The organism is Paeniglutamicibacter selenitireducens (assembly GCF_051550675.1).
Lineage (GTDB): Bacteria > Actinomycetota > Actinomycetes > Actinomycetales > Micrococcaceae > Paeniglutamicibacter.
The window spans coordinates 183,279-204,920 of the sequence record NZ_JBPULF010000003.1 but is presented as its reverse complement, the minus strand read 5'-3'; the positions used below and the strand labels follow the sequence as shown (position 1 = coordinate 204,920).

At 65.2% G+C, this 21,642-nt stretch carries 22 protein-coding genes; 6 read left to right on the top strand and 16 right to left on the bottom strand.

Annotated features, from left to right (window positions below):
- Positions 1-51: 51 nt before the first annotated feature.
- Both ACSYDW_RS07695 and ACSYDW_RS07690 read right to left on the bottom strand, forming a co-directional pair.
- Positions 52-1,620: a transporter gene (locus ACSYDW_RS07695; RefSeq protein WP_438338139.1), complete on the bottom strand. Its 1,569-nt coding sequence runs from the start codon at positions 1,618-1,620 to the stop codon at positions 52-54.
- Entirely contained in the window at positions 1,602-2,381 is a 780-nt protein-coding gene (locus ACSYDW_RS07690) for an ABC transporter ATP-binding protein (protein WP_438338138.1), read from the bottom strand. The genes ACSYDW_RS07695 and ACSYDW_RS07690 overlap by 19 nt, the downstream gene beginning before the upstream one ends.
- 147 nt (positions 2,382-2,528) lie before the next feature.
- Between ACSYDW_RS07690 and ACSYDW_RS07685 the strand changes: the two genes are divergently transcribed.
- Entirely contained in the window at positions 2,529-5,129 is a 2,601-nt protein-coding gene (locus tag ACSYDW_RS07685; RefSeq protein WP_438338137.1) for an AMP-binding protein, read from the top strand.
- Positions 5,126-5,740, top strand: a complete 615-nt coding sequence (locus tag ACSYDW_RS07680; RefSeq protein ID WP_438338136.1) for a hypothetical protein — start codon at positions 5,126-5,128, stop codon at positions 5,738-5,740. The genes ACSYDW_RS07685 and ACSYDW_RS07680 overlap by 4 nt, the downstream gene beginning before the upstream one ends.
- A 104-nt stretch (positions 5,741-5,844) precedes the next feature.
- On the opposite strand, the gene ACSYDW_RS07675 is transcribed toward ACSYDW_RS07680, so the two are convergent.
- Positions 5,845-6,756, bottom strand: a complete 912-nt coding sequence (locus ACSYDW_RS07675; RefSeq protein ID WP_438338135.1) for a tetratricopeptide repeat protein — start codon at positions 6,754-6,756, stop codon at positions 5,845-5,847.
- 139 nt (positions 6,757-6,895) lie between these two features.
- Positions 6,896-8,608 (bottom strand): hypothetical protein, encoded by a 1,713-nt coding sequence (locus ACSYDW_RS07670; RefSeq protein ID WP_438338134.1) that lies wholly within the window; start codon positions 8,606-8,608, stop codon positions 6,896-6,898.
- Positions 8,609-8,833: 225 nt separating this feature from the next.
- Between ACSYDW_RS07670 and ACSYDW_RS07665 the strand changes: the two genes are divergently transcribed.
- Positions 8,834-10,117: an AI-2E family transporter gene (locus ACSYDW_RS07665; RefSeq protein WP_438338133.1), complete on the top strand. Its 1,284-nt coding sequence runs from the start codon at positions 8,834-8,836 to the stop codon at positions 10,115-10,117.
- Between the two features lie 44 nt (positions 10,118-10,161).
- Here the strand turns inward: ACSYDW_RS07665 and ACSYDW_RS07660 are convergent, their stop codons facing one another.
- The gene (locus ACSYDW_RS07660; protein WP_438338132.1) at positions 10,162-10,512 is read right to left on the bottom strand and encodes an Rv1322 family protein; all 351 of its coding nucleotides are present in this window, start codon (positions 10,510-10,512) and stop codon (positions 10,162-10,164) included.
- 91 nt (positions 10,513-10,603) lie between these two features.
- Here ACSYDW_RS07660 and nucS point away from each other — a divergent pair, with 91 nt between their 5' ends.
- From nucS to ACSYDW_RS07645, 3 genes are all read left to right on the top strand, one after another.
- The gene (gene nucS, locus ACSYDW_RS07655; protein ID WP_438338131.1) at positions 10,604-11,299 is read left to right on the top strand and encodes an endonuclease NucS; all 696 of its coding nucleotides are present in this window, start codon (positions 10,604-10,606) and stop codon (positions 11,297-11,299) included.
- 145 nt (positions 11,300-11,444) lie between these two features.
- Positions 11,445-12,680: an N-acetylglucosamine-6-phosphate deacetylase gene (locus ACSYDW_RS07650; protein ID WP_438338130.1), complete on the top strand. Its 1,236-nt coding sequence runs from the start codon at positions 11,445-11,447 to the stop codon at positions 12,678-12,680.
- Between the two features lie 211 nt (positions 12,681-12,891).
- Entirely contained in the window at positions 12,892-13,095 is a 204-nt protein-coding gene (locus ACSYDW_RS07645) for a cold-shock protein (RefSeq protein ID WP_438338129.1), read from the top strand.
- A gap of 148 nt (positions 13,096-13,243) precedes the next feature.
- On the opposite strand, the gene ACSYDW_RS07640 is transcribed toward ACSYDW_RS07645, so the two are convergent.
- The 11 genes from ACSYDW_RS07640 to ACSYDW_RS07590 form a co-directional block, all read right to left on the bottom strand.
- The gene (locus tag ACSYDW_RS07640; RefSeq protein ID WP_438338128.1) at positions 13,244-13,681 is read right to left on the bottom strand and encodes a DUF2550 domain-containing protein; all 438 of its coding nucleotides are present in this window, start codon (positions 13,679-13,681) and stop codon (positions 13,244-13,246) included.
- A gap of 7 nt (positions 13,682-13,688) precedes the next feature.
- Positions 13,689-13,973, bottom strand: a complete 285-nt coding sequence (locus ACSYDW_RS07635) for a F0F1 ATP synthase subunit epsilon (protein WP_438338127.1) — start codon at positions 13,971-13,973, stop codon at positions 13,689-13,691.
- A 2-nt stretch (positions 13,974-13,975) separates the two neighbouring features.
- Complete coding sequence (gene atpD, locus ACSYDW_RS07630) at positions 13,976-15,433, bottom strand: F0F1 ATP synthase subunit beta (protein ID WP_438338126.1); 1,458 nt, start codon at positions 15,431-15,433, stop codon at positions 13,976-13,978.
- 58 nt (positions 15,434-15,491) lie between these two features.
- Positions 15,492-16,385 carry a F0F1 ATP synthase subunit gamma gene (locus ACSYDW_RS07625; protein ID WP_438338125.1) on the bottom strand — a complete coding sequence of 298 codons (894 nt, stop codon included), beginning with the start codon at positions 16,383-16,385 and terminating at the stop codon, positions 15,492-15,494.
- Positions 16,386-16,463: 78 nt separating this feature from the next.
- Positions 16,464-18,101: a F0F1 ATP synthase subunit alpha gene (gene atpA / locus ACSYDW_RS07620; RefSeq protein WP_438338124.1), complete on the bottom strand. Its 1,638-nt coding sequence runs from the start codon at positions 18,099-18,101 to the stop codon at positions 16,464-16,466.
- A gap of 113 nt (positions 18,102-18,214) precedes the next feature.
- Positions 18,215-19,027, bottom strand: a complete 813-nt coding sequence (locus tag ACSYDW_RS07615; protein WP_438338123.1) for a F0F1 ATP synthase subunit delta — start codon at positions 19,025-19,027, stop codon at positions 18,215-18,217.
- Entirely contained in the window at positions 19,027-19,581 is a 555-nt protein-coding gene (locus ACSYDW_RS07610) for a F0F1 ATP synthase subunit B (protein WP_438338122.1), read from the bottom strand. Before ACSYDW_RS07610 ends, ACSYDW_RS07615 begins: the two co-directional genes overlap by 1 nt.
- A 73-nt stretch (positions 19,582-19,654) precedes the next feature.
- Entirely contained in the window at positions 19,655-19,870 is a 216-nt protein-coding gene (locus ACSYDW_RS07605) for an ATP synthase subunit C-like protein (protein WP_209996269.1), read from the bottom strand.
- Between the two features lie 99 nt (positions 19,871-19,969).
- A complete protein-coding gene (gene atpB / locus ACSYDW_RS07600; protein ID WP_387532553.1) occupies positions 19,970-20,776 on the bottom strand; it encodes a F0F1 ATP synthase subunit A in 807 nt (268 codons plus the stop codon).
- Positions 20,777-20,870: 94 nt separating this feature from the next.
- Positions 20,871-21,104: a hypothetical protein gene (locus tag ACSYDW_RS07595; RefSeq protein ID WP_438338121.1), complete on the bottom strand. Its 234-nt coding sequence runs from the start codon at positions 21,102-21,104 to the stop codon at positions 20,871-20,873.
- Positions 21,088-21,588, bottom strand: coding sequence for a hypothetical protein (locus ACSYDW_RS07590; protein ID WP_438338120.1), 501 nt, complete (start codon positions 21,586-21,588; stop codon positions 21,088-21,090). The genes ACSYDW_RS07595 and ACSYDW_RS07590 overlap by 17 nt, the downstream gene beginning before the upstream one ends.
- Between the last annotated feature and the right edge of the window lie 54 nt (positions 21,589-21,642).

Here is a 21,642-nt window from a genome sequence, read left to right as displayed (position 1 = left end):
CACCGAAACAGGGCGAAACCGGTGGTGCGGTAAGTCGCACCACCGGCCGCACTACTTGTTGACCATGACCGCCTGCATGAGTTCCGGCAGACGGCTTTCCAGCCAGCGCCCGCCGAGCCTGATGCCGAGAACCAACAGCACCGCCCCGAGGAGGATGCCGACCGGAAGTGCCAGCCAGCCGTAGAGCATCTGCCCGGTGACCAGCTGCGCGACGAGCAGCCCCAGGGCCGGAAGCAGCAGCACGAACATGATGCCGAAGGTGCACAGTTGCACCACCGCCATGCGCGCGCCGGCGCCGGGAGGCGTCTTGAAGGGGCTCTCCCCCGGCAGCGGCACCGAGTAGGTGAAACGAGCCGAGGCGACCGAGGCGACGCCGAAGCCCGAGAGCAGCGCGCCCACGGAGAGCCCGAGAAGGCCCGGCAGCAGGTCCGTGCGCCCCGTCATGACAGGGGGCAGGATCGCGGCCAGGAGCGTGACGGGCAGGGCGAACAGTCCGCAGGCGATGACGCGGCCGGCGCGGTCCGCCACCCCGCTGACCCCAGTGAGCACGTGCAGGGAGAAGGCCGTCGAGTCGTAGGAGACATCCGCCGAGATCGAGAAGGCGAGCAGGATCGCCAGGAACGGGCCGAGCCCCAGCATGAGGGCACCGGTGCCCGAGTTCGAGGAGACGAACCAGAGGACCACCGGCAACAGCGGCACAATCACGATGCTCGCGGCGTAGCGCGGGTCCTTGAGCCAGTAGGTCAGGGCGCGGGCCGCGACGGCGCCGGTCGGGGTGGCCGGGAAGACGTTGAACAGGCCCATTCCGACAGCCTTGCTGCCCGTCGACGGCGCGACGGGGTTCTCCATGGCACGGTGCAGGGAACGCTCCCACGCCCACACCACCACGGCCAGGTAGGCCAGCGCCAGCACGAAGCGCAGCAGGGCGGTGAGCGGGTCGCCGGATGCCAGGTCCCCCGGTACCGCGGCGAAGGCCCCCAGCGGCGTCCAGGCAAGCACCGCGGCGAGTGTCGGCAACCAGCCGAGCGCCGATTCGAAGCCGCCTGCCACGGTGCCGATGATGGGGCCCAGCATGATCAGCGGGATGATCGCGAGGATGCCCGCGACGTCACGGAATCGCCGGGATCCCGTCATCCCCGTCATGGAGGTGGTGGTCAACCGGGCCAGGGCCAGGCACATGAACGCGGCGAGCACTCCGCAGACCACCGAGGCGGCCATGGCCGCCGCGTCGAAGCGCCAGGCCAGGAACTGCGAGCCCAGCAGCAACAAGGTCAGCAGGCCCGGGATGCCGATGAAGCCGGAGAGCAGCAGGCCCGCAGCAAGCTTGGGCCGGGAAATGGTGAAGGTCGTGAAGCGCGCCGGGTCAAGGGTCAGGTCCATCCCGAAGGCCAGCAGCGGGATGACCGCCCAGCCCAGGGTGACGGCCGATACGGCCAGCACGAGGTACATGAGGATGTCGGTCGGTTCCAGGGATGCCGCGAAGGCCAGGGCCGCCACGAGCATGGCGACGAGGCCCAGGCCGTAGAGGCCGCCGATGACCACTCCGACCAGTTGCCAGGGGCTGCGCCGGAAGGAGTTGCGCAGCAGCAGGAGCTTGAGGCTTAGGAGGTGTGCAACCACGAGAGCCCCTCGTTCGATCCGCGGCCGCCGACGAGGTCGACGAAGCGGTCCTCCAGGGACATCCCGGCACGCACCTCGTCCACGGATCCGGCGGCCAGCAGGTTGCCGTTGGCTATCACCGCGACGTGCGAGCACATGCGCTGGACCAGGTCCATGACGTGGGAGGAGACGATGACCGTTCCGCCGTGCGCGACGTAGTCGGAGAGGATGTCGCGGATGTTTGCAGCGGACACCGGGTCGACGGCCTCGAACGGTTCATCGAGCACCAGCACGCGCGGGGAATGGATCAGCGCCGTGGCCAGCGCGATCTTCTTCGTCATGCCGGCGGAGTAGTCGACGACCAGCTTGCTTCCTGCCTCCTCCAGGTCCAGCACGCGCAGCAGGTCGTCGGTGCGCGCATCGACAGTGTTGCGGTCCATGCCGCGCAGCAGCCCCGAGTAGGTGACAAGCTGTCGGCCCGAAAGCCTGTCGAAGAGTCGCACACCGTCGGCGAGCACGCCGAGGGAGGCCTTCGCCTTGGCGGGTTCTGCCCAGACATCGGTCCCGTGGATCCACACCTGTCCGGCGTCGGGGCGCATGAGTCCGGTTGCCATGGACAGCGCCGTTGTTTTGCCGGCGCCGTTGGGCCCCACCAGGCCGAAGAAGGAACCGCTTGGAACATCCAGCGAAATCCCGTTCACTGCGACTTTTTCGCCGAATCGCTTGCCCAGCGATCGTATCGACAGGGCCGCGGCGCCGGGCTCCAGGTAAGAATTGCTCATGGCTAAAAAGTACCAGCGTGACATTGCCCGGCGAATCATCCCAACGGACTAATCCAGAGGTCAGCCCGGAGGTTGACGACTAAGGGCACATTCGCGGGCGCTATTCCATTTGCTTTGTGTTAGCCATGCCTAATAAATTATGGGGCGATGACTACTCAAACTGACCTCGCAGCGGCCCCCGCGACCGCCGTTTCCTTCGCCGCCGACCTGGCGCGCCACGGGGAGCGGATCGCGGTCCACCACGACAACGGATCGCTGAGCTACGCCGAGCTGGCCGCGAGGGTCGAGTCGACAGTGCGCTCCCTGGGTCCGGTGCGCCGGCTCGTGGCGCTCGAGGCCGAGAACTCGCTGCCCTCGCTTGTCGCCTACCTCGCGGCGCTGTCCGCCGGGCACCCGCTGCTGGTGCTGCCCGCGGGCGGCGGAGAAGCCGCGGCGGCACTCATCGAGGCCTACGACCCCGATGTCGTCATCAGCACCGCAGGCGATGCCTCGCTGCTGCAGGAACGCCGCGAGGGCACCGGCCACCTGCTGCATCCGGAACTGGCGCTGCTGCTGAGCACCTCGGGCTCCACCGGCTCCCCCAAGCTGGTCAGGCTCTCCGCGGCCGGGATCCAGGCCAACGCACAGGCCATCGCCGAATACCTGGACCTGCTCCCCGGCGACGTGGCGGCAACGACGCTGCCGCTGTACTACTGCTACGGCATGTCGGTGGTCAACAGCCACCTGCTGGTGGGTGCCGCGCTCGCCCTGACCACCACCTCGGTGGTCGACCCGTGCTTCTGGGAGCTCATGCATGCGCGGAAGGCCACGTCCTTCGCGGCGGTCCCCTACACCTTCGAGCTGCTGGAGCGGGTCGGGTTCGCCGACATGGACCTGCCGTCGCTGCGGCACATCACCCAGGCCGGCGGCCGGCTGGCCCCGGACAAGGTCCGCTCCTACGCACAGCTGGGTCGCAGCCGCGGCTGGAAGCTGTTTGTCATGTACGGGCAGACCGAGGCGACGGCGCGCATGGCCTACCTTCCGCCGGAGCTCGCCGAGGCCCACCCCGGCTCCATCGGCGTGCCGATCCCCGGCGGCGCCTTCCACCTGGAGCCGGTGCCTGGGCTGGACGACCGCGAACTTGTCTACACCGGACCCAACGTCATGCTCGGCTACGCCGGGTCCCCCGCCGACCTGGCCGCCGGACGCACCGTGGAACGGCTGCACACCGGGGACCTGGCCCGACTCACCCCCGAGGGCCTGTACGAGATCACCGGCCGGCGCAGCCGCTTCGTGAAGATCGTCGGGCTCCGCGTGGACCTGGGCCAGGTGGAGCGGAAGCTCACCGAGCTGGGGGTGTCCGCGGCAGTGGCCGGCACCGACGAGGTCATCGTCGCCGCAGTCGAGGGCGAGCACGACCTGCCGATGCTCACCGGCATCCTGGCCCGTGAGATCGGGATCCCGCGCGGCGCCGTGGCCCTGCACCAGGTCCCCGAACTGCCGCGCCTGGCCAACGGCAAGCCCGACTACCCCGCGGTGCTGGCCCTGGGCGGGACGTCCGCCGAGGGCGGCAGCCTCCGGCCCGGGGCCAATCCCCCGGCGCCAGGGGGCGCGGCCGCGGGGCCGGACAGCATCCGGGCCGCACTGGGCGATGCACTGGGCGATGCGCTGGGCCGCCGGGAGATCGACGGCGCAGACACCTTCGTGTCCCTCGGCGGCGACTCGCTCTCATTCGTCGCGGCCTCCGTACGGCTCGAAAAGCTGCTCGGCACCCTGCCCGCGGGGTGGCACCTGATTCCGGTGGCGGACCTCGAGGCGCTGGCCGGCGGCCCGCGCCAGGAGCAAACGGGCAACAGGGCCCTTCGCGTGCTGCGCCGGATGGTGCCGCCGATGGACACCGGGGTCGTGGTGCGCGCCATCGCCATCGTCTTCATCGTCTCCTCCCACATCGACCTTTTCGAGTGGCAGGGCACAGCACACGTGCTCATGGGGCTGGCCGGGTTCAACTTTGCGCGCTTCATGCTGGCCGGCACACGCAGGGAACGGTTGCGCCGGCAGCTGCGCGCCGTGGTGCGGATCGTGGTCCCCACCATGGCGGTCGTTGCGCTGGGGTTGGTGGTCACGCAGAAGTACAACTGGACAAACCTGTTCCTGCTCAATTCGTTCCTGGGAACACGGAAATTCGGCACCAACGAGCACTTCTGGTTCATCGAGGCACTGGTGTACATCCTGCTGGGGCTTGCCGCGCTGCTGGCGATCCCCGCGGCCGACAGGGCCCTGCGCAGGTGGCCATGGCTGTTCCCGATGGTGCTCGTCGGGCTTGACCTGCTGTTGCGCTTCGACGTCATAGTGCTCCCGCGGTCATGGCAGGGCCCGATGCTGTGGCTCTTCGCCCTGGGCTGGGCCGCCGCGGTCTCTCGCACGGTGTGGCAGCGCGCGGCCGTCTCCGCGGTGGTGCTCCTCTCCGTTCCGGGGCTGTTCCCCAACGAGTACCGCAACGCCACGATCATGGTCGGCATGCTGGTGGTCGTCTGGATCGCCACCATCCCGGTCCCGCGCTTCCTGCACCGCGCGGTGTCGGTGCTGGCCGGCGCCTCGCTGTACATCTACGTTTCCCACTGGCTTGTCTTCCCGCTGTTCAACAAGCAGTACCCGGCCCTGGCCGTCGCCACATCTCTGGTTGTCGGCATCGCCTACGGGGCGCTCGCAACCCGGGGCATGAACCTTGCCGAACGGGTGCTCGCGGGCCGCCCGAAAGACCGGCCATGATCGAGGCACAGGCGCCCGTGCGCCCGGCGGTGCGCGCCGGCGCCCCGGCCACGGCCGGCACCAGCGCACCGGGGACCGCCCGGCGCGTGTTCGCAGCCCTCGCGTGCACCTCGGGCTGGTTGGCCTCGGTGCTGGTGGGCCACCACCTTGACACCCCGCCCGAGGTCCACCGCCTCGGGCTCGCGGTGCACATCCTGGCGCTCGTGGTGTCCTTCGGCACGATCCTGGTGATCGACTGGATCGGCCTGCTCTGGCTGCTGGGCAAGCGCGAGATCCACGAGCCGGGCCGGCTGGAGTCCGGCGCCAAGCCGCTGATCTGGGGCGGGCTCGGCATGCTGCTGGTCTCCGGTGCCTTCATCAACCCGGACCTGGGCAGCACCCCCACCTGCATAAAGCTCGCGTGCGTGCTGGTGCTCATGCTCAACGGCCTCGCCATCGGGCCCCTCATGCACCGCCTGCTGGCCATGCCGCGCGACACCCGCTTCGGCGAGGTCTCGCGCGGTGTGCGCGCCCGGCTGATGCTCGCCCTGGCGGTGTCCCAGGCCAGCTGGTGGACGGCGGTGCTCATCGGGCTGCTCAACAGCACGCTGCGGCGCTGGACCGGGGGCTGAGCGCGAATCCCGGCGCAGCACGGGGCACCCCCGCACGGACGCACGGAGGGAGGCCGGTCGGTGACCGGCCTCCCTCCGTGCGTCCGTCTTGTTGAAACCGGGTGCTAGAAGAGCACCCGTGCCAGCTTCTGCCGCGAGGCCACGACGCGTTCGTCGTTGGTGCCAACGATCGAGTAGAGCTCGACAAGGCGCGCGCGGGCAGCCTCGCGCTCGTCGCCGACGTTGCGGCCGATGAAGTTCACGAGCCGGCCGAAGGCGTCCTCGACGTGGCCTCCCACGACGTCCATGTCCGCGACGGCCAGCTGGGCCTCGAGGTCGTCGGGCTTCTCGGCGCCCGCGGCGCGGACGGCGGCGAGGTCCTGGTCCTGGGTGCGCATCAGCAGGCGCACCTGGTTCAGGCCGATAGCCGCGTCGGTGTCGTTGGGCTTGTCGTTCAGGGCGTGCTTGTAGGCGATCTCCGCGGCCTGGAAGTCCCCGGCCTCGATGGCCTCGAGCGCCGCCTGGTGCAGCGGGGGCAGCACGGCCTCGGCGGGCGCCGATCCGGTGCTGAAGGGGGCGACGGTGCCCGCCACGCCGTGCTGGAGACCCAGCGAGAGCAGTTCCTCGAGCAGCGACTGGATCTGCGAGGCCTCTGCGCTGCCCTGGAACATCGGGACCGGCTGGCCGTTGATCAGTGCGATGACCGAGGGAACCTGGGTGACCTGGAAGGCCTGGGCAATTGTCGATTCGGTTTCGGCATCGACGGTGGCCAGGACGAGCGAACCATTCTTGGCGTTGATCGCCGCGGACAGGAGGCCGTCGAGCTGCACCGAGGCCGGGGAACGCGGGCTGCCGAGGGACACGATCACCGGGACCTGCTGCGAGAGCGCAACGATCTCCGGGAAGAGCGCCTGGTCGACGGAACGCACCCAGCTGGGGGCGCCTGCCGGCGGGGCGTCGATCTGCTCGGGGTGAACCTTTTTCAGGGCAGCCAGGTCGATGGCGCCGCGTGAGGATGGTGCAGTGGGTTCAGGCATGCTGGAGGTCATGCTTCTACTTTAGGCCGCCGCACGCCCGCGGGGAAAACCTGCCGACACGCGAAAAGGCGAAGTGGACCGAATTTTCCCTCGGTCCACTTCGCCTTCGCACCGCCTGCCCGCACCGGGGCGGCGGTTCCTACTTCAGCAGGCTGGCGCGCCGGGTAACCACCTCGGCGGCGACGACGCTGACCTTGTCCTTGGATCCCGCTGCCGGGATGTACAACAGCACCGGCTCGCCGTAGGTGATGGAGATGCCCTTCTTGGTCTCCTTCACGCCGGTGATCTTCGCGGTAGTCGCATCGAGTCCGATGGTGCCGCCGGTTTCCTTGGGCTTGGCCACGGTCTCCGAGGTGATGTGGCCCGAGACCAGGGCGCCGCCGCCGGGGACGGACACGACGGTCGTCTGCTTGTCGTTGACGGTCCGCTTGAACGTGATCTTCGCGTTCTTGTTGGCCTTCACCAGTGCGTTCTGGTCCTTGGCGTTGAGCGTGAGGAAGGCGCTCTTGGCGAAGTCGTCGGCGTACTTGGACTTCTCGTCATCCATGACGTCGGCCAGGTGGGACAGCGCGTCCTTCGGCGTCACGGTCAGGCCCTCGGCCTCATCCGTGGCCATCTTCACGGCGGTGTCGCCCACGGCGATGCCCGGGAAGGTGGAGCCTGGAAGCATCGGCGTGGCAAAGACGAGCTTGTAGTCGTCGCGCGGACCGTCCTGCGTCAGCGTCATGGCCATGGGGATCGTTGCGGCCTCGGAGTCCTTGGCAGTGACAACCATGATCGAACGCGGGAACGACGCCGCGCTATCGGTGGGCACCGCAGCGGAGCGGATCACCGAGGTATCGACGACAGGCATGGCATCGACCTTCACGCCGTCGTTGCGCAGCCCGTAGTTCTCGCTGCGCAGGATCTTCAGGGCACCGGCGGTGCGCTCATCGAGATCCTTGGCGTCCTTGGACTTGTCGGCTGCCGCGACTGACTTCGAGACCGACTCGAGGATCCGCTCCAGCTGGTCCTGCAAGACCACCGGGTAGACCTGCTCGTCCTGCTGTGTTGCGCTCTCGGTCGGGCTCGGCGTCGCGCTGGCGAATGCAGGGGTCGACGGTACGGCGACGAGGGCGAGCACACCCAGGGTTGCCACGACCTTCTGCGTGGTCGAGGAGCCCTTGGGGTCCTGCGTGTCCTGGACCTGCGGCAGGGTTCCGGTCGCCGCCTCGGAATCGCGCTCGGCAACACGGCGTCCGCCGCCGGAGCCGCCGCGCGGCTTCGGACGGAACACCAGTCCGGCCAGGCCCGCGACAACCAGGAGCGAGCCGATGATGATCAGCGGCATGGACAGCGGGGTCGCCGTGTCGCCGGGCCAGGTCACCGTGATGTCGGTCGGTGCCGCGGACTTCCCGTCGGCTGCCACGAGCAACGTCCAGGAACCGTCGTCCGGGTTCGTCCAGTGGTAGGTCATGGTCTTGTCGGCCTCTTCGGTGGCCACGAAGATGTCGCCTCCGACGGGGTTCGGGACGCTGTCCTCACCGGTCACGGAGGTTGACTCGATGGCCTTGTTGGCAGCGTCGACGCCCGTCACGTTCGTGTGGGCGGCCTTGCCGACCCATGCCTCGGCGTCGGAAGTACGCACCATGGAGGCGCTGAACTTGCCTTCGCCGTTGATGGTGATCACCGCGGGCTGTCCGGAGACGGTTCCAACTTCGGACTGGACAAGCGTCACGGGGGCTGCGGCCGGCGGCTGGGAGAAGGAAGCGGTCAGCGTCTCGGGCGGAGCCCAGATGGTTCGCTGACCGATGCCCACTACCAGGGCTACCAGCCCTAGAATGATCGCGATCGCTGAAATGATCTTTCGCACAATTACACCTAACGGAACGGGGGTCGAAAATCGGCCTCAGTGTGCTCGCCAATTAATCAGTCCAATTGGCGGCACACCCCAAGTCTAACGAGTGGGCACTACCAAGTGTTCCAAGATGTAACGAGAACCACCAGAGTCGCGGGCCTCCAACTCGTCCCTTTTCCGTGTCGCCATCCGCTGTGGCCGGATGCCGCCGGCCGGGCACCGAGGTATTAGGCTCGGGCTGTGACTACTCATGATGCGGACGAACCACACGGACCGATGGCACCCGCCGAGGGCGCCTCCGAACACGGCGCCTCTTCACAGGAGATTCCCGGGAAACCCGCGGACTCCGCGGCTGAACCGTTGTGGCGGCGTGTTGTGGGCCGGGCGCAACACGCGCTGGATTCGCGCATCAAGCCGCCGGAGAATTTCGGGTTCCCGCCGGCACCCTGTGCCGAAGGGGCGGAACCGGCCCAGGAGACCCTCAACGGCTCGCGGTCGCACCCCATCACCTTTGGGTTCCTCTTCACCGTCGGCGTCGGGCTGGCCCTGCTCGGGTTCTTCCTGCTGACCAACGTGGGGCCGCTGGTCATCTGGATTTCCATAGCGCTGTTCATCGCCCTGGGCCTGGATCCCGTGGTCCGTTTCTGCGTGGGCAAAGGGCTTTCGCGCACCGCCGGCGTGCTGATCACCATGGCCCTGCTCTTCGGTGTGGTCGGCGGTTTCATCGGGATCATCATCCCCACCATCGTCACCCAGACGGCGCAGTTCATCGAACGGGCCCCGGGCATCGTCGACGAGTTCCTGCGCTCGGAATTCTTCATCACCCTTGACCAGCAGTACCACGTCTCGGACCGCATCAGCGAGGAAATCGGCAAGTTCTTCTCGGACACCGGCGCCGTGGGCGGCATGTTCGGAGGTGTCCTGGGCATCGGGACCGTCGTGGCCCAGGGACTGTTCGGTGTCTTCATCGTGCTGGTGCTTGCGATCTACTTCCTCGCCTCGCTTCCCGCCTTCATGGCCTTCGGCTACCGGCTGGCGCCGCGCTCCAAGCGGGCACGTGCGGAGAAGCTGGGCAACACCATCACCCGATCCGTCGGCAACTACGTCATGGGCCAGGCCTTCGTGGCGGTGCTCAACGCCACCGTGGCGCTGATCCTCATGAGCATCCTCAAGGTCCCCTTCGCCGCGCTGCTCACCCTGGTGGTCGCCATGCTGGCGTTCATCCCGCTCATCGGGGCGGCAATCGCCGGCATCCTGGTCTCCCTGATATCGCTGACCCTGGGCTGGCAGAGCGCCGTCATCTACGCCGTCTGCTACTTCGGCTACCTGCAGCTCGAGGCGTACTTCATTTCGCCGCGCGTGATGCAGCGGGCGGTATCGGTTCCCGGTGCCGTGGCGGTGATCTCGGTGATCGCCGGCGGAACGCTCATGGGCGTGCCCGGGGCCCTGATGGCCATTCCGACCGCCGCCGCCGCGATGCTCATCCTGCGCGAGGTCTTCATCGCCCGGCAGGACCAGCGCTAGGAACCCTGCCGGAACCCGTCTGCCGCAGTGCTCGGCCCGCGCGCTCAGTACTTGTAGGAGCGCGAATCCCAGCACCGCGAATGCCAGTGCCGGCGGGCCGCAGCCGAGGCATCGTCGCCTGACCAGTGGTCGGCGCGCCAGGCCACCACGTGCTCGATGCCCGGCTGGATGAACTGCCCGCACCCCGGGCACTTGTAGGTCTTCGAGGCCCCGACTGCCGAAATCCTGCGCACGTGCCACTGCCCGTCCGGCGCGTCCTGGAGCCGCTGCACGCCGTAGCGAGCCTTCTCCAGCCACGGTTCGTCGCTGCCGGCCTCGGGCCGGGTCCACTTGTTGGTGCGCCCGCCGCGCGGTGCGGGGGTTGATGAGCGTCGGGGGCGATTCGAGCGGGCCATGCCTTTAATTCTGCCCCAAGTCCCGATGGCGCCTGTGCCGCCGCACACCCCTGGCCGCGGCCGGTGCCCGAAACCCGGTAGAGTGCACGGTGTGCGTTTAGTGATTGCCAAGTGTTCAGTTGATTACGAGGGCCGTTTGCGTGCCCACCTCCCCCTGGCGACCCGCCTGCTGATGGTGAAGGCCGACGGCTCGGTCCTGGTCCATTCGGACGGCGGCAGCTACAAGCCGTTGAACTGGATGAGCCCGCCGGCCGTCATGCGGGTCGCCGCACCCGACGAGGAACAGGCCGCGGAGGGCGACATCGAGCTCTGGCACGTCGCCCACCAGAAGTCCGACGACCGGCTGGTGGTCCACATCAAGGAGATCATCCACGACACCGAGCACAACCTCGGCATCGATCCCGGCCTGATCAAGGACGGCGTCGAATCGGACCTGCAGCGCCTGCTGGCGGACCAGATCGAGACCGTGGGCGCCGGGTTCACCCTCGTGCGCCGCGAGTACATGACGGCCATCGGCCCGGTGGACATCCTGGCCCGCGACGCCGACGGCGCCACGGTGGCCATCGAGCTCAAGCGCGTCGGGGACATCGACGGCGTCGAGCAGCTGACCCGCTACTTGGAGCTGCTCAACCGCGACCCGCTGCTCAAGCCGGTGCGCGGCGTCTTCGCCGCCCAGAAGATCAAGCCGCAGGCACGCACGCTGGCCACCGACCGCGGCATCGATTGCCTCGTGCTTGACTACGACGCCATGCGCGGGGTGGACGACAGCGCCGCACGGCTCTTCTAGCACCGCAGGCGAAGGGCCGCAGTCCCGGCGGGACTGCGGCCCTTCGGCGTTTCCGGGTTCGGGTGCAGCGCGCCTCGCGGCGGCCCCACGGGGAGCGGCAACGTCAATCCCCCGCCAGCCGGGAAGGCACCCCTAGAATGGGCTCATGACGCCACCAGCATCCCCGGCCCGCTACGCGCTCACCGGACGCATCCTCTCGCACGGAACCGACATCACCGACGGCATCGTTGCGGTCGAGGGCAACCGCATCGCGTTCGCCGGAAACGCAACGGAGTTCGCCTTCCTCGAGGATGCCGCAGGCTTTGCGCTGCGCGAGACCCCGCCCGGAACCATCATCACCCCCGGCCTGATCGACCTGCACTGCCACGGGGCCGTGGGCGGGGACTTCCCCTCGGGAGACGAGGAGGCCATCGGCCGGGCCATCGGATTCCTGCACCGCGCCGGCACCACCACCCTGCTGGCGTCCCTGGTGACGGCAGACCGCGGGGACATGCTCGCCTCCGCCCGCGTGCTCGCCGGGTTCGCCGAGCGCGGCGACATCGCCGGCATCCATGCCGAGGGCCCCTACCTCTCGGACATCCGCTGCGGCGCCCAGGACCCGGCCTACCTTTCCGACCCGGAGCCCGACTTCGTCGACGACCTGATCGAGGCCGCAGCGGGCCAGCTGCGCACCATGACCTACGCCCCCGAGCGGCCGGGCTCCGATGCGCTGCTTGAGCAGCTGGTCTCCCAGGGCGTTGTCCCCTCGCTGGGGCACACCAATGCCGACGCCGCCTCGGTGACCGCCTCTCTGGAACTGGCGCGCGAGGAGCTCGGCAGCGCCGGCGTGGACGGCTTCACCGAACGCCCCACCGTGACCCACCTGTTCAACGGCATGCCCTCGCTGCACCACCGCTCCCCCGGCCCCGTGGCGGCCTGCCTGGAACTCGCGGCGGCCGGGAAGATCATCGTCGAGCTCATTGCCGACGGCGTGCACCTTGACCCTGTCACGGTTCGCACCGTCTTCAGCCTCGCCGGGGCGGGTTCCATCGCCCTTGTCACCGACTCCATGGCGGCCGCCGGACTGGCCGACGGGGACTACTCGCTGGGCCCGGCCCAGGTGAAGGTTGCGAACGGCGAGGCGCGCCTGGCCTCCAACGGGTCCCTGGCCGGCGGCACGGCGACCATGCTCGACGTCCTTCGGTCCGCAGTGGCCGGCGGCGTCCCACTGGCCGATGCGCTGCTCTCGGCGACGAAGGTTCCGGCCGAAGTCCTGGGACTCGTCGACGAGGCGGGACAGCTTCACCAGGGCTTTGTCGCCGACCTGCTCCTGCTCGACGGGGACCTCAACCTGTTGCAGGTCATCCGCAATGGCGAATCGATTTATGAAGTTTCTGTTTAGCACCAACACAAAAGGTGTTGACCCAGATCACAGGGCTATGTGATGCTGGACTCAGTCTTTGTGTTGGTTAGTCATACCCGCCAAAGCTAGGTTGCGGGTGTGAAGCGGCTGATGCGGTCCAGGCCATGTCAGTGTTCTTCTCACTTCTGTACCACTCACGGCCGGCGCACGGTGTGCCGGCCGGTTTTTCGCACTAAATGAGGAGAAATACATGGCTCAGGGAACCGTGAAGTGGTTCAACGCCGAAAAGGGATTCGGCTTTATCACTCCGGATGGCGCCGAGGCTGACGTTTTCGTTCACTACTCGGAGATCCAGACCAGTGGCTTCCGCACCCTGGAAGAGAACCAGCGCGTGGAATTCGAAGTCGGCCAGGGCGCCAAGGGTCCCCAGGCAACCGGCGTTGTCGGTCTCTAGGACCTCTCAAGCCCTTTGAACCAGTGATCCGCTCCAACGCCCCGGGGCCCGGTGTCCCGGCGCAGCGGAGGCATCGCCACGGTCCGAGGAGTTGAAAAAGCAGTGGGGCGGGATGATCTTCATCATCCCGCCCCACTGCTTTGTGCGTTTAGTCTTGCCGCCAGGTGCCGACGCCCGCGACGGGGCCGGCCTCCAGCCAGGCTGAGAGACCGTTGTAGGTCCCGTAGTCCATGGCAATCAATATTTCTCGGCCTTCGTAAGTCATCATCACGATGACGCTGCCGGGCTGTACCAGGTGCCTTTCCTCTTCCGAGGGTTTCCGCCATCCATTGAGTTCAATGGAGCTGCGCAAAAACTTGTGCACCGCTATCGGGGAGACGGAAAAGAGCTTGAGGAACTCAAGCTCTCCGGCTCCATAACGAGCTACAACCATCATCCACTTCCCGGGGGTCGTGGAGATCGATGCGTCGAATGTGCCAAGAGTGCGCCGTAACTGAATACGGCGCACTCCCATGGCGCCCAAGAACATCACCACCAGCAGCAAGGCTGCCAGAACGATGAGTACAGGAATGCCGAGTTCGTTCAAGGCAGGACTATCGGGTTCCCGCCGGGGCAGATTCGGCCATGACGGCGTTATCGGCAACGATCACAACGCGGTTGGTATCAACGGAGAAGAACCCGCCGTCAACCTGGACCGAGAAGCGGGGACCGGAAACCGGTACGATTTCCAGATCTCCGGCAGCCAGCACGGCCAGCATCGGCGCGTGGTCGGGAAGGATCCCGATCTCGCCTTCGCTGGAACGTCCCTTGACCAGTTTTGCCGCGCCGGACCACACGAAGTGGTCGGCAGCAACAATTTCGACTTGGAGTTCGGCCATGATTACTTGGTCGATTCCTGGATCTTGGCCCACTGGCGCTCGACATCGTCCATGCCGCCAACGTTGAAGAAGGCCTGCTCTGCGATGTGGTCGACGTCGCCGTTGCAGATCGCGTTGAAGCCTTCGATGGTGTCCTTGATGGCAACCGTCGAACCCTCGACACCGGTGAACTGCTTTGCGGTGTAGGTGTTCTGCGACAGGAACTGCTGGATGCGACGTGCGCGCGAAACAACGATCTTGTCTTCTTCGGACAGTTCGTCGACACCGAGGATGGCGATGATGTCCTGCAGTTCCTTGTTCTTCTGGAGGATCTGCTTGACGCGTACCGCGGTGTTGTAGTGGTCGTGACCAACGTACTGCGGGTCAAGGATTCGCGACGTGGAGGTCAGCGGATCGATGGCCGGGTACAGACCACGGGAAGCGATTTCACGGGAAAGTTCCGTGGTCGCGTCCAAGTGGGCGAAGGTCGCTGCCGGAGCCGGGTCGGTGTAGTCATCGGCAGGCACGTAAACTGCCTGCATCGACGTGATCGAGTGGCCCTTGGTCGAGGTGATGCGCTCCTGGAGGAGACCCATCTCGTCGGCCAGGTTCGGCTGGTAACCCACGGCCGAAGGCATGCGGCCCAGAAGGGTCGACACCTCGGAACCGGCCTGGGTGAAGCGGAAGATGTTGTCGATGAAGAGCAGAACGTCCTGGTTCTGAACATCGCGGAAGTACTCCGCCATGGTCAGTGCGGACAGTGCCACGCGCAGACGCGTTCCTGGCGGCTCATCCATCTGGCCGAACACCAAGGCGGTGTCCTTCAGGACGTTTGCCTCGTCCATTTCGACCCAGAGGTCGTTACCTTCACGGGTGCGCTCGCCAACACCGGCGAATACCGAGGTACCACCGAAGTTACGTGCAACACGGGTGATCATTTCCTGGATCAACACGGTCTTGCCAACGCCTGCGCCGCCGAACAGACCGATCTTGCCGCCCTTGATGTAAGGGGTCAAAAGGTCGATCGACTTGATGCCGGTTTCGAGCATTTCGGTCGAACCTTCAAGGCTTGCGAAGTTCGGAGCCTTGCGGTGGATCGGCCAGCGCTCGGAAACCTGGATCTCCGAGGCGGGGACGTCCAGGGGCTCGCCCAGGACGTTGAAGATGTGACCCTTGACGCCGTCGCCTACCGGCACGGAGATCGGGGCACCCGAATCGACCACGGTGGTGCCGCGGACGAGTCCGTCGGTAGCCTGCAGTGCGATTGCGCGAACCAGCGAGTCACCGAGGTGCTGGCTGGTTTCGAAGGTGATGGTCTTGGTCTCGCCGTTGAGGGTGATCTCAGCGGAAAGAGCGTTGTAAATGGCAGGCAGGGAGTCGGCGGGGAATTCGACGTCGACAACCGGGCCGATAACGCGTGCGATACGGCCGGTTGCACCGGTCGTGGCAGCGGTACCCTGCTCGTTAAGTTGGGCAGTCATCTCTCTCTCACTTCATTTGTGTAGATGGCGTGGATGTAAGTGTTTGGGAAGATCTCGGTTAGCTGTTCAGCGCGTCTGCGCCGGCAACGATTTCAGAGAGTTCCTGGGTAACCTCGGCCTGGCGGGCGTTGTTACGAAGACGCGTGTACTTCTTGATCAGTTCCTTGGCGTTGTCACCGGCGGTCTTCATGGCACGCTGGCGTGCGGCAAGCTCGGAAGCTGCTGCCTGCAACATTGCATTGAAGATACGCGACTCGATGTAACGCGGAAGCAGTGCGTCAAGCACCTGCTCCGGTTCCGGCTCGTATTCGTAGAGCGGCAGCAGTTCATCGGCAGGAGTCTCGGACTCCTCCTCGACGACCTCGAGCGGCAGCAAACGAATGACCGTCGGTTCCTGAACGACCATGGACTTGAACTGGGTGAATACAACGTGGATTTCGTCCACGCCGCCCACTTCAAATTCGTCGGCGAAGTCCTTGAGCAGGACCTCGCGCAGTTCGCGTGCGGTTTCAAACTCCGGGGCGTCGGTTCCACCGGTCCACACCTGCGCGTATTCGCGTCCGCGGAAGTCAAAGTACGCCTGCGCCTTGCGGCCGACCAAGTAGGTCTTGACGTCCTTGCCTTCTTCACGGAGCAATTCAACGAGGTGCTCTGCCTGCTTCAAGACGCTGGCGGAGTAGGACCCGGCGAGTCCGCGGTCCGAGGTCATCACCAGGACTGCCGCGCGACGGATGGACTCCGGCTCGGTGGTCAGCGGGTGTTCGATCTCGGACTGTGACGCGACGGCAGTAACAGCACGGGTAATCGCATTGGCGTACGGCAGCGATGCCGAGACACGCGCGCGTGCCTTGCCAATACGGGAAGTAGCGATCAGTTCCATCGCCTTGAAGATCTTGCCCATCGACGTCGTCGATGCAATCTTCTGGCGGTAGACCCGGATCTGGGCTCCCATGTTTGTCCTTTCCTTATCCCTTTGCAGAGGTTGCCGCACCGCACTCGGTGGCGCGGCAACCCCTACTCAAAGGTGATGTCAGCGCTTTTGCTTGACGATCTTTTCCTGGTCGACGGATCCCTCGGCCAAGGCGTCGAATTCTTCGTGGCCGGCGGCGACAAGCTTGTCGTCGCCTTCACCGAAGAAGCCGGCCTTGAAATCGGCGATGTTCGACTTGAGCGAATCCACGGTCTCGTCCTCGAGCTTGCCGGTCTCGGCAATCACGGTCAGCACGTTGGTGCGGTGACGCAGGTGAGCCAGGAAGTCGGTCTCGAAGCGGCGAACGTCCTCAACCGGGACATCGTCCAGGTAGCCGTTGGTGCCGGCCCAGACGGAGACAACCTGATCCTCGACCGCGAACGGTGCGTACTGGCCCTGCTTGAGCAGTTCCATCAGGCGTGCGCCACGGGTCAGCTGCTGCTTGGAAGCGGCATCCAGGTCCGAGGCAAACATGGCGAAGGCCTGCATGTCGCGGTACTGTGCCAGTTCCAGCTTCAACGTACCGGCAACCTTCTTCATTGCCTTGATCTGCGCGGAGCCACCAACGCGGGACACCGAAACGCCCACGTCGACTGCCGGACGCTGGTTGGCGTTGAAGAGGTCCGACTGCAGGAAGATCTGGCCGTCGGTGATGGAAATGACGTTGGTCGGGATGAAGGCCGAGACGTCGTTTGCCTTGGTTTCGATGATCGGCAGGCCGGTCATCGAGCCCGCGCCGAGCTCGTCGGAGAGCTTTGCACAACGCTCGAGCAAGCGGGAGTGCAGGTAGAACACGTCGCCCGGGTAGGCTTCGCGTCCCGGCGGGCGACGCAGCAGAAGGGAAACAGCGCGGTAGGCTTCGGCCTGCTTGGACAGATCATCGAAGACGATCAGAACGTGCTTGCCGTCGTACATCCACTGCTGGCCGATGGCCGAGCCGGCGTACGGTGCCAGGTACTTGAAACCAGCCGGATCCGATGCCGGGGAGGCAACGATCGTGGTGTATTCCAGTGCACCGTGGTCTTCAAGGGTCTGACGCACTGCGGCAATGGTCGAAGCCTTCTGACCGATTGCCACGTAGATGCAGCGGACCTGCTTGTTGGTGTCGCCCGAAGCCCAGTTGGCCTTCTGGTTGATGATGGCGTCGACGGCCAGGGCGGTCTTGCCGGTCTGACGGTCGCCAATGATCAGCTGGCGCTGGCCGCGGCCGATCGGGATCATCGCGTCGATGGCCTTCATGCCGGTCTGCAGCGGTTCGTGAACCGACTTACGCTCGGTGACGCCGGGAGCCTGGGCTTCCAGTGCACGGCGACCGGTGGACGCGATCGGTCCCAGGTCATCAATCGGCTCACCCAGCGGGTCGACCACGCGGCCCAGGAAGGCGTCGCCTACCGGTACCGAGAGGATCTCGCCGGTGCGCTCTACGCGCTGGCCTTCTTCGATGCCGGTGAAGTCGCCCAAGACGACGACACCGATTTCGCGGGTGTCAAGGTTCTGGGCCAGGCCCAGGGTGCCGTCTTCGAAGCGAAGCAGCTCATTTGCCATGACGGAGGGAAGACCCTCCACCTTGGCGATACCGTCACTTGCCGTGGTTACGCGGCCGACCTCGGTGCGCTCAGCTTTGCCCGGTTCGTAGGACGCTGCGAACTCATTCAAGGCATTGCGGACGTCGTCGGCGTTGATGGTCAAATCGGCCATCTGCAGTCCCTGCTCTCCTAAGTTGTGATTACCGCGGTTCTATCGTGTGCGGTAACCGAAAATTGATTCAGTCTATGGTGACTGGCCGGCAGGTAGACCCCGGAGGGGTCTACCTAGCCTGCCAACCGGCGGCGAAGATCCGACACGCGGGTGGCGATCGAAGCGTCAACCACTTCGTCTCCCACCTTCACGCGGATGCCGCCGACTAGTTCCGGGTCGATGTTGACATTGATCTTCAAGTCTCGACCGTAAAGGTTATTCAGGCCTGCCTGCAGGCGCGCGAACTGCTCAGCGGTGAGGTCACGAGTGACGCTTACCTGGGCAATCCAGCGATCCTGGCGCTTAGCCACCAATTCCACGAAGCGCTCCAGCAGTGCGACGGGCTTGAGCCCACGCGGCGAAGCGACGGCCTGGCGGATCAGCAGTGCAGATGCTTCGCCGGCAGTCGGGACAAGCTTCAGCGCCAAGGCGCATTTGGCTTCCGTCGTTGCCTGAGCATCGTCGAGTGCACGCTGCAGATCATGACTGGACCCAACAACACGGATGAACGCGAAGAGGTCTTCTTCGAGCCTCTCCAGGCCAGCGGAACCGCCCTGACGTTCGGCGACCATGATTGCAGCAGTCGCTGCCACGGTCTCCAATGCATCGCCAATGTCTCGTGCCGAGCTCCAGCGCGAAGTGGCAAGACCAGCGACGGTGGCCTCGGCGTCGGCCGAAACCTTTCCGCGCAACAGCTGGGCTACAAGCCCGGCCTTGTCCGAAGCCCCACGGGCGGGATCAGTCAGTGCGCGACGCAGGCCTGCATTGCCGTCGATGACCTCAAGGGCACCGAACAGCTCTGCGGACAATTCCAAGGACGCGTGTGCAAGCTTGGTTTCCAACGACGCCAGCGCCGCGGCGAGTGACTCGCTCGATACACCTGCCATTAGTTCGATGCACCTGCGTTCTGCTGGTTTTCCAGATCCGCCAGGAACTTGTCGACCACGCGAGCTGCGCGCTCGTCGTTCTCAAGAGCGTCGTCGACGATCTTGCTGGCCAGCGAAGTTGCCAGGGTTCCGACCTCGGCGCGCAGTGAGGTAACTGCTGCAACGCGCTCGGCTTCGATCTGACGGTGGGCCTGCTCGGTGATACGAGCGGACTCCTCGGAGGCCTTGGTCTTCAGCTCAGCAAGGATCTGGGCACCTTCTTCGCGCGCTTCCTCACGGATGCGGTTGGCTTCGGTGCGTGCTTCCAGCAGCTGGGCCTTGTACTGCTCGAGGGTGGCGTTGGCTTCTGCCTGTGCGGCTTCAGCCTTCTCAAGTCCACCTTCGATGGCCGTAACGCGGTCCTGGTAGGACTTCTCGAATGCCGGGGCAATGTACTTGACCACGATGAACAGCAGGACAGCGAAGCCTGCCGCAGTGACAAGAATTTCCCACGGGTTCGGAAGCAGAGGGTTGGCACCCTCACCTGCAGCGAGGATCAATTCGTTGCTGATCATTCTCACTCTTCCTTATCTCTTAGGTTCCAATTGCAATAGCCCTGCGATAGTGGCAGGGCCACCACCGAAGAAACTAAGCGCCGATGACGAAGGCGAAGACCAAGCCCAAGATAGCCAGTGCTTCTGCAAGGGCGAAGCCCAGCATGGCGATTGGCTGAAGGATGCGCTGTGCTTCAGGCTGGCGAGCAACACCGTTGATGTAGGCAGCGAAGATCATGCCCACGCCGATGGCCGAACCGATTGCAGCCAGGCCGTAGCCGATCATGTTGAGGGAGCCGTGGAGTTCCATTTCGTTCCTTTCAAGATACCGACACTTTGTCGGCAGGTTGTGAGGTCATTCCCTGGTGAAGGGGAAAGCTTTGGGTTGGTTTAGTGCGAGCCCGAATGCTTAGTGGGCGTCTGCATCCAGGGCACCCTGGATGTAGATGGCGGTCAGCAGGGTGAATACGAAGGCCTGCAGGACCATGATCAAGAGTTCAAGGAAGTACATCGCCACGGAACCGGCGATGACCGCGACGCCAACGGCGTTCATGGCCAGCGATTCCTGCACCATGATCAGGTGGCGTGCGCCGGTGGCGGCAAGCATCACGATCATGTGGCCGGCCAGCATGGTGGCCATCAAACGCAGCGAGTGGGTCAGCGGGCGAACGATGAAGTTGGAGATGATTTCCAACGGCACCATCAGCGGCATGATCCAGCCCGGCACGCCGGAGGGGACGACTGCAAGCTTGAAGTAGCGGATACCGTGGTTCTTCACGCCGACGGCAATCCAGGTGCCGTAGATGATGATCGCCATGGCGTACGCCGAGCCGGCGTGCGAGAACGATGGGAGCTGAAGGAACGGGATCGCGCCGAAGAGGTTGTTCAGCAGGACGAAGAAGAAGGTTGCGAAAAGCAGCGGTACCCAGGGGCGGAAGTTCTTCTCGCCGATGATGTCGCGGCCCACGGAGTTGCGGACAAAGCCGTAGGCGCTTTCTGCAAGGAACTGTGCCTTGCCTGGAACCAACTTCGGGTTCTTAATTGCGGACTTGAAGAACCACACGATCAAGATGATCGAGAGGATGATCATGATCATCTGCTTGCCGAAACCGGTCCCGTACTCGGCTAGCCAAGGAAACACCTCGGGAAGGTGGGTGTCGGAAATCGTCGGCGGGACATATGGTTCTGTGGCCGTCGGAAGCGCAAACGCGGTCAACGCGCTGTCCTCTCTGCAGTTTCGGTCATGGGGCAAAGTTGGTGACTCGGCGCAGGGCGCCTCTCACCGTGTGAAGTTCTAGTGGTCGATCTCATTACTCGGTGCTGTCTTCGCGGCGTCGGTGCCGTTGATGATGGCTTGCCAAGAAGTATCCCGCGGTGGCACCAAGCAGCGCACCAGCGAAGAGTATCCATCGGGTGTCCAGTAAAAGATCCAGACCCCAGCCTATCAAACCCCAGGCGATGAGCCCGCCAACGATGTAGTTGATGAATTCACGCACCGGGCGTTCATGAGGCATTTCATCGGGGTGGTTAGCGTGGGGTTCCATGTTCGGTCCCTCCGCTTCCCGGGGATGCCGGATCCTCGTCGGCGAAGATGGGAAGGCGTGCCTTCGAGAAGGCCCGGATCTCCCCGAACTGCCACAGGACCAAGGCCCCGATGGCTCCCCACATGAATGCGGGGCGGTACACCCAGTCGGGAAGCCCGGAAAAGAGAACCAGGAGTCCCATGCCGACGATCTTGAGCATGTAGGTGAACAAGAAGGCCGGCAAGGCCCAGCTGCTGCGGTACCGTCCGGCAAGTTCGGCAATAAGCAGGCTGACACCAAAGAAGATGATGACCAGGCCCGCGCCGAATCCGACCGAACCGGCAAAACCTGCACCGAGGATCGGCCACAGCACCAGGGACGCTGCGGCACCGGCACTGAACGTGTACGCGGTGCAGGTCTTCAGGATGCCCATCCAAGGGGAACGCGGAGCCGACGAGGCGGCAACCGCATCGTTGGCCTTCGAGCCGCGAACCGGCTTGGTCATCTGCATCCTATTCCCTGGTGTACTGCGGCCCCGGCACAGGGAAGCTGTGCAACA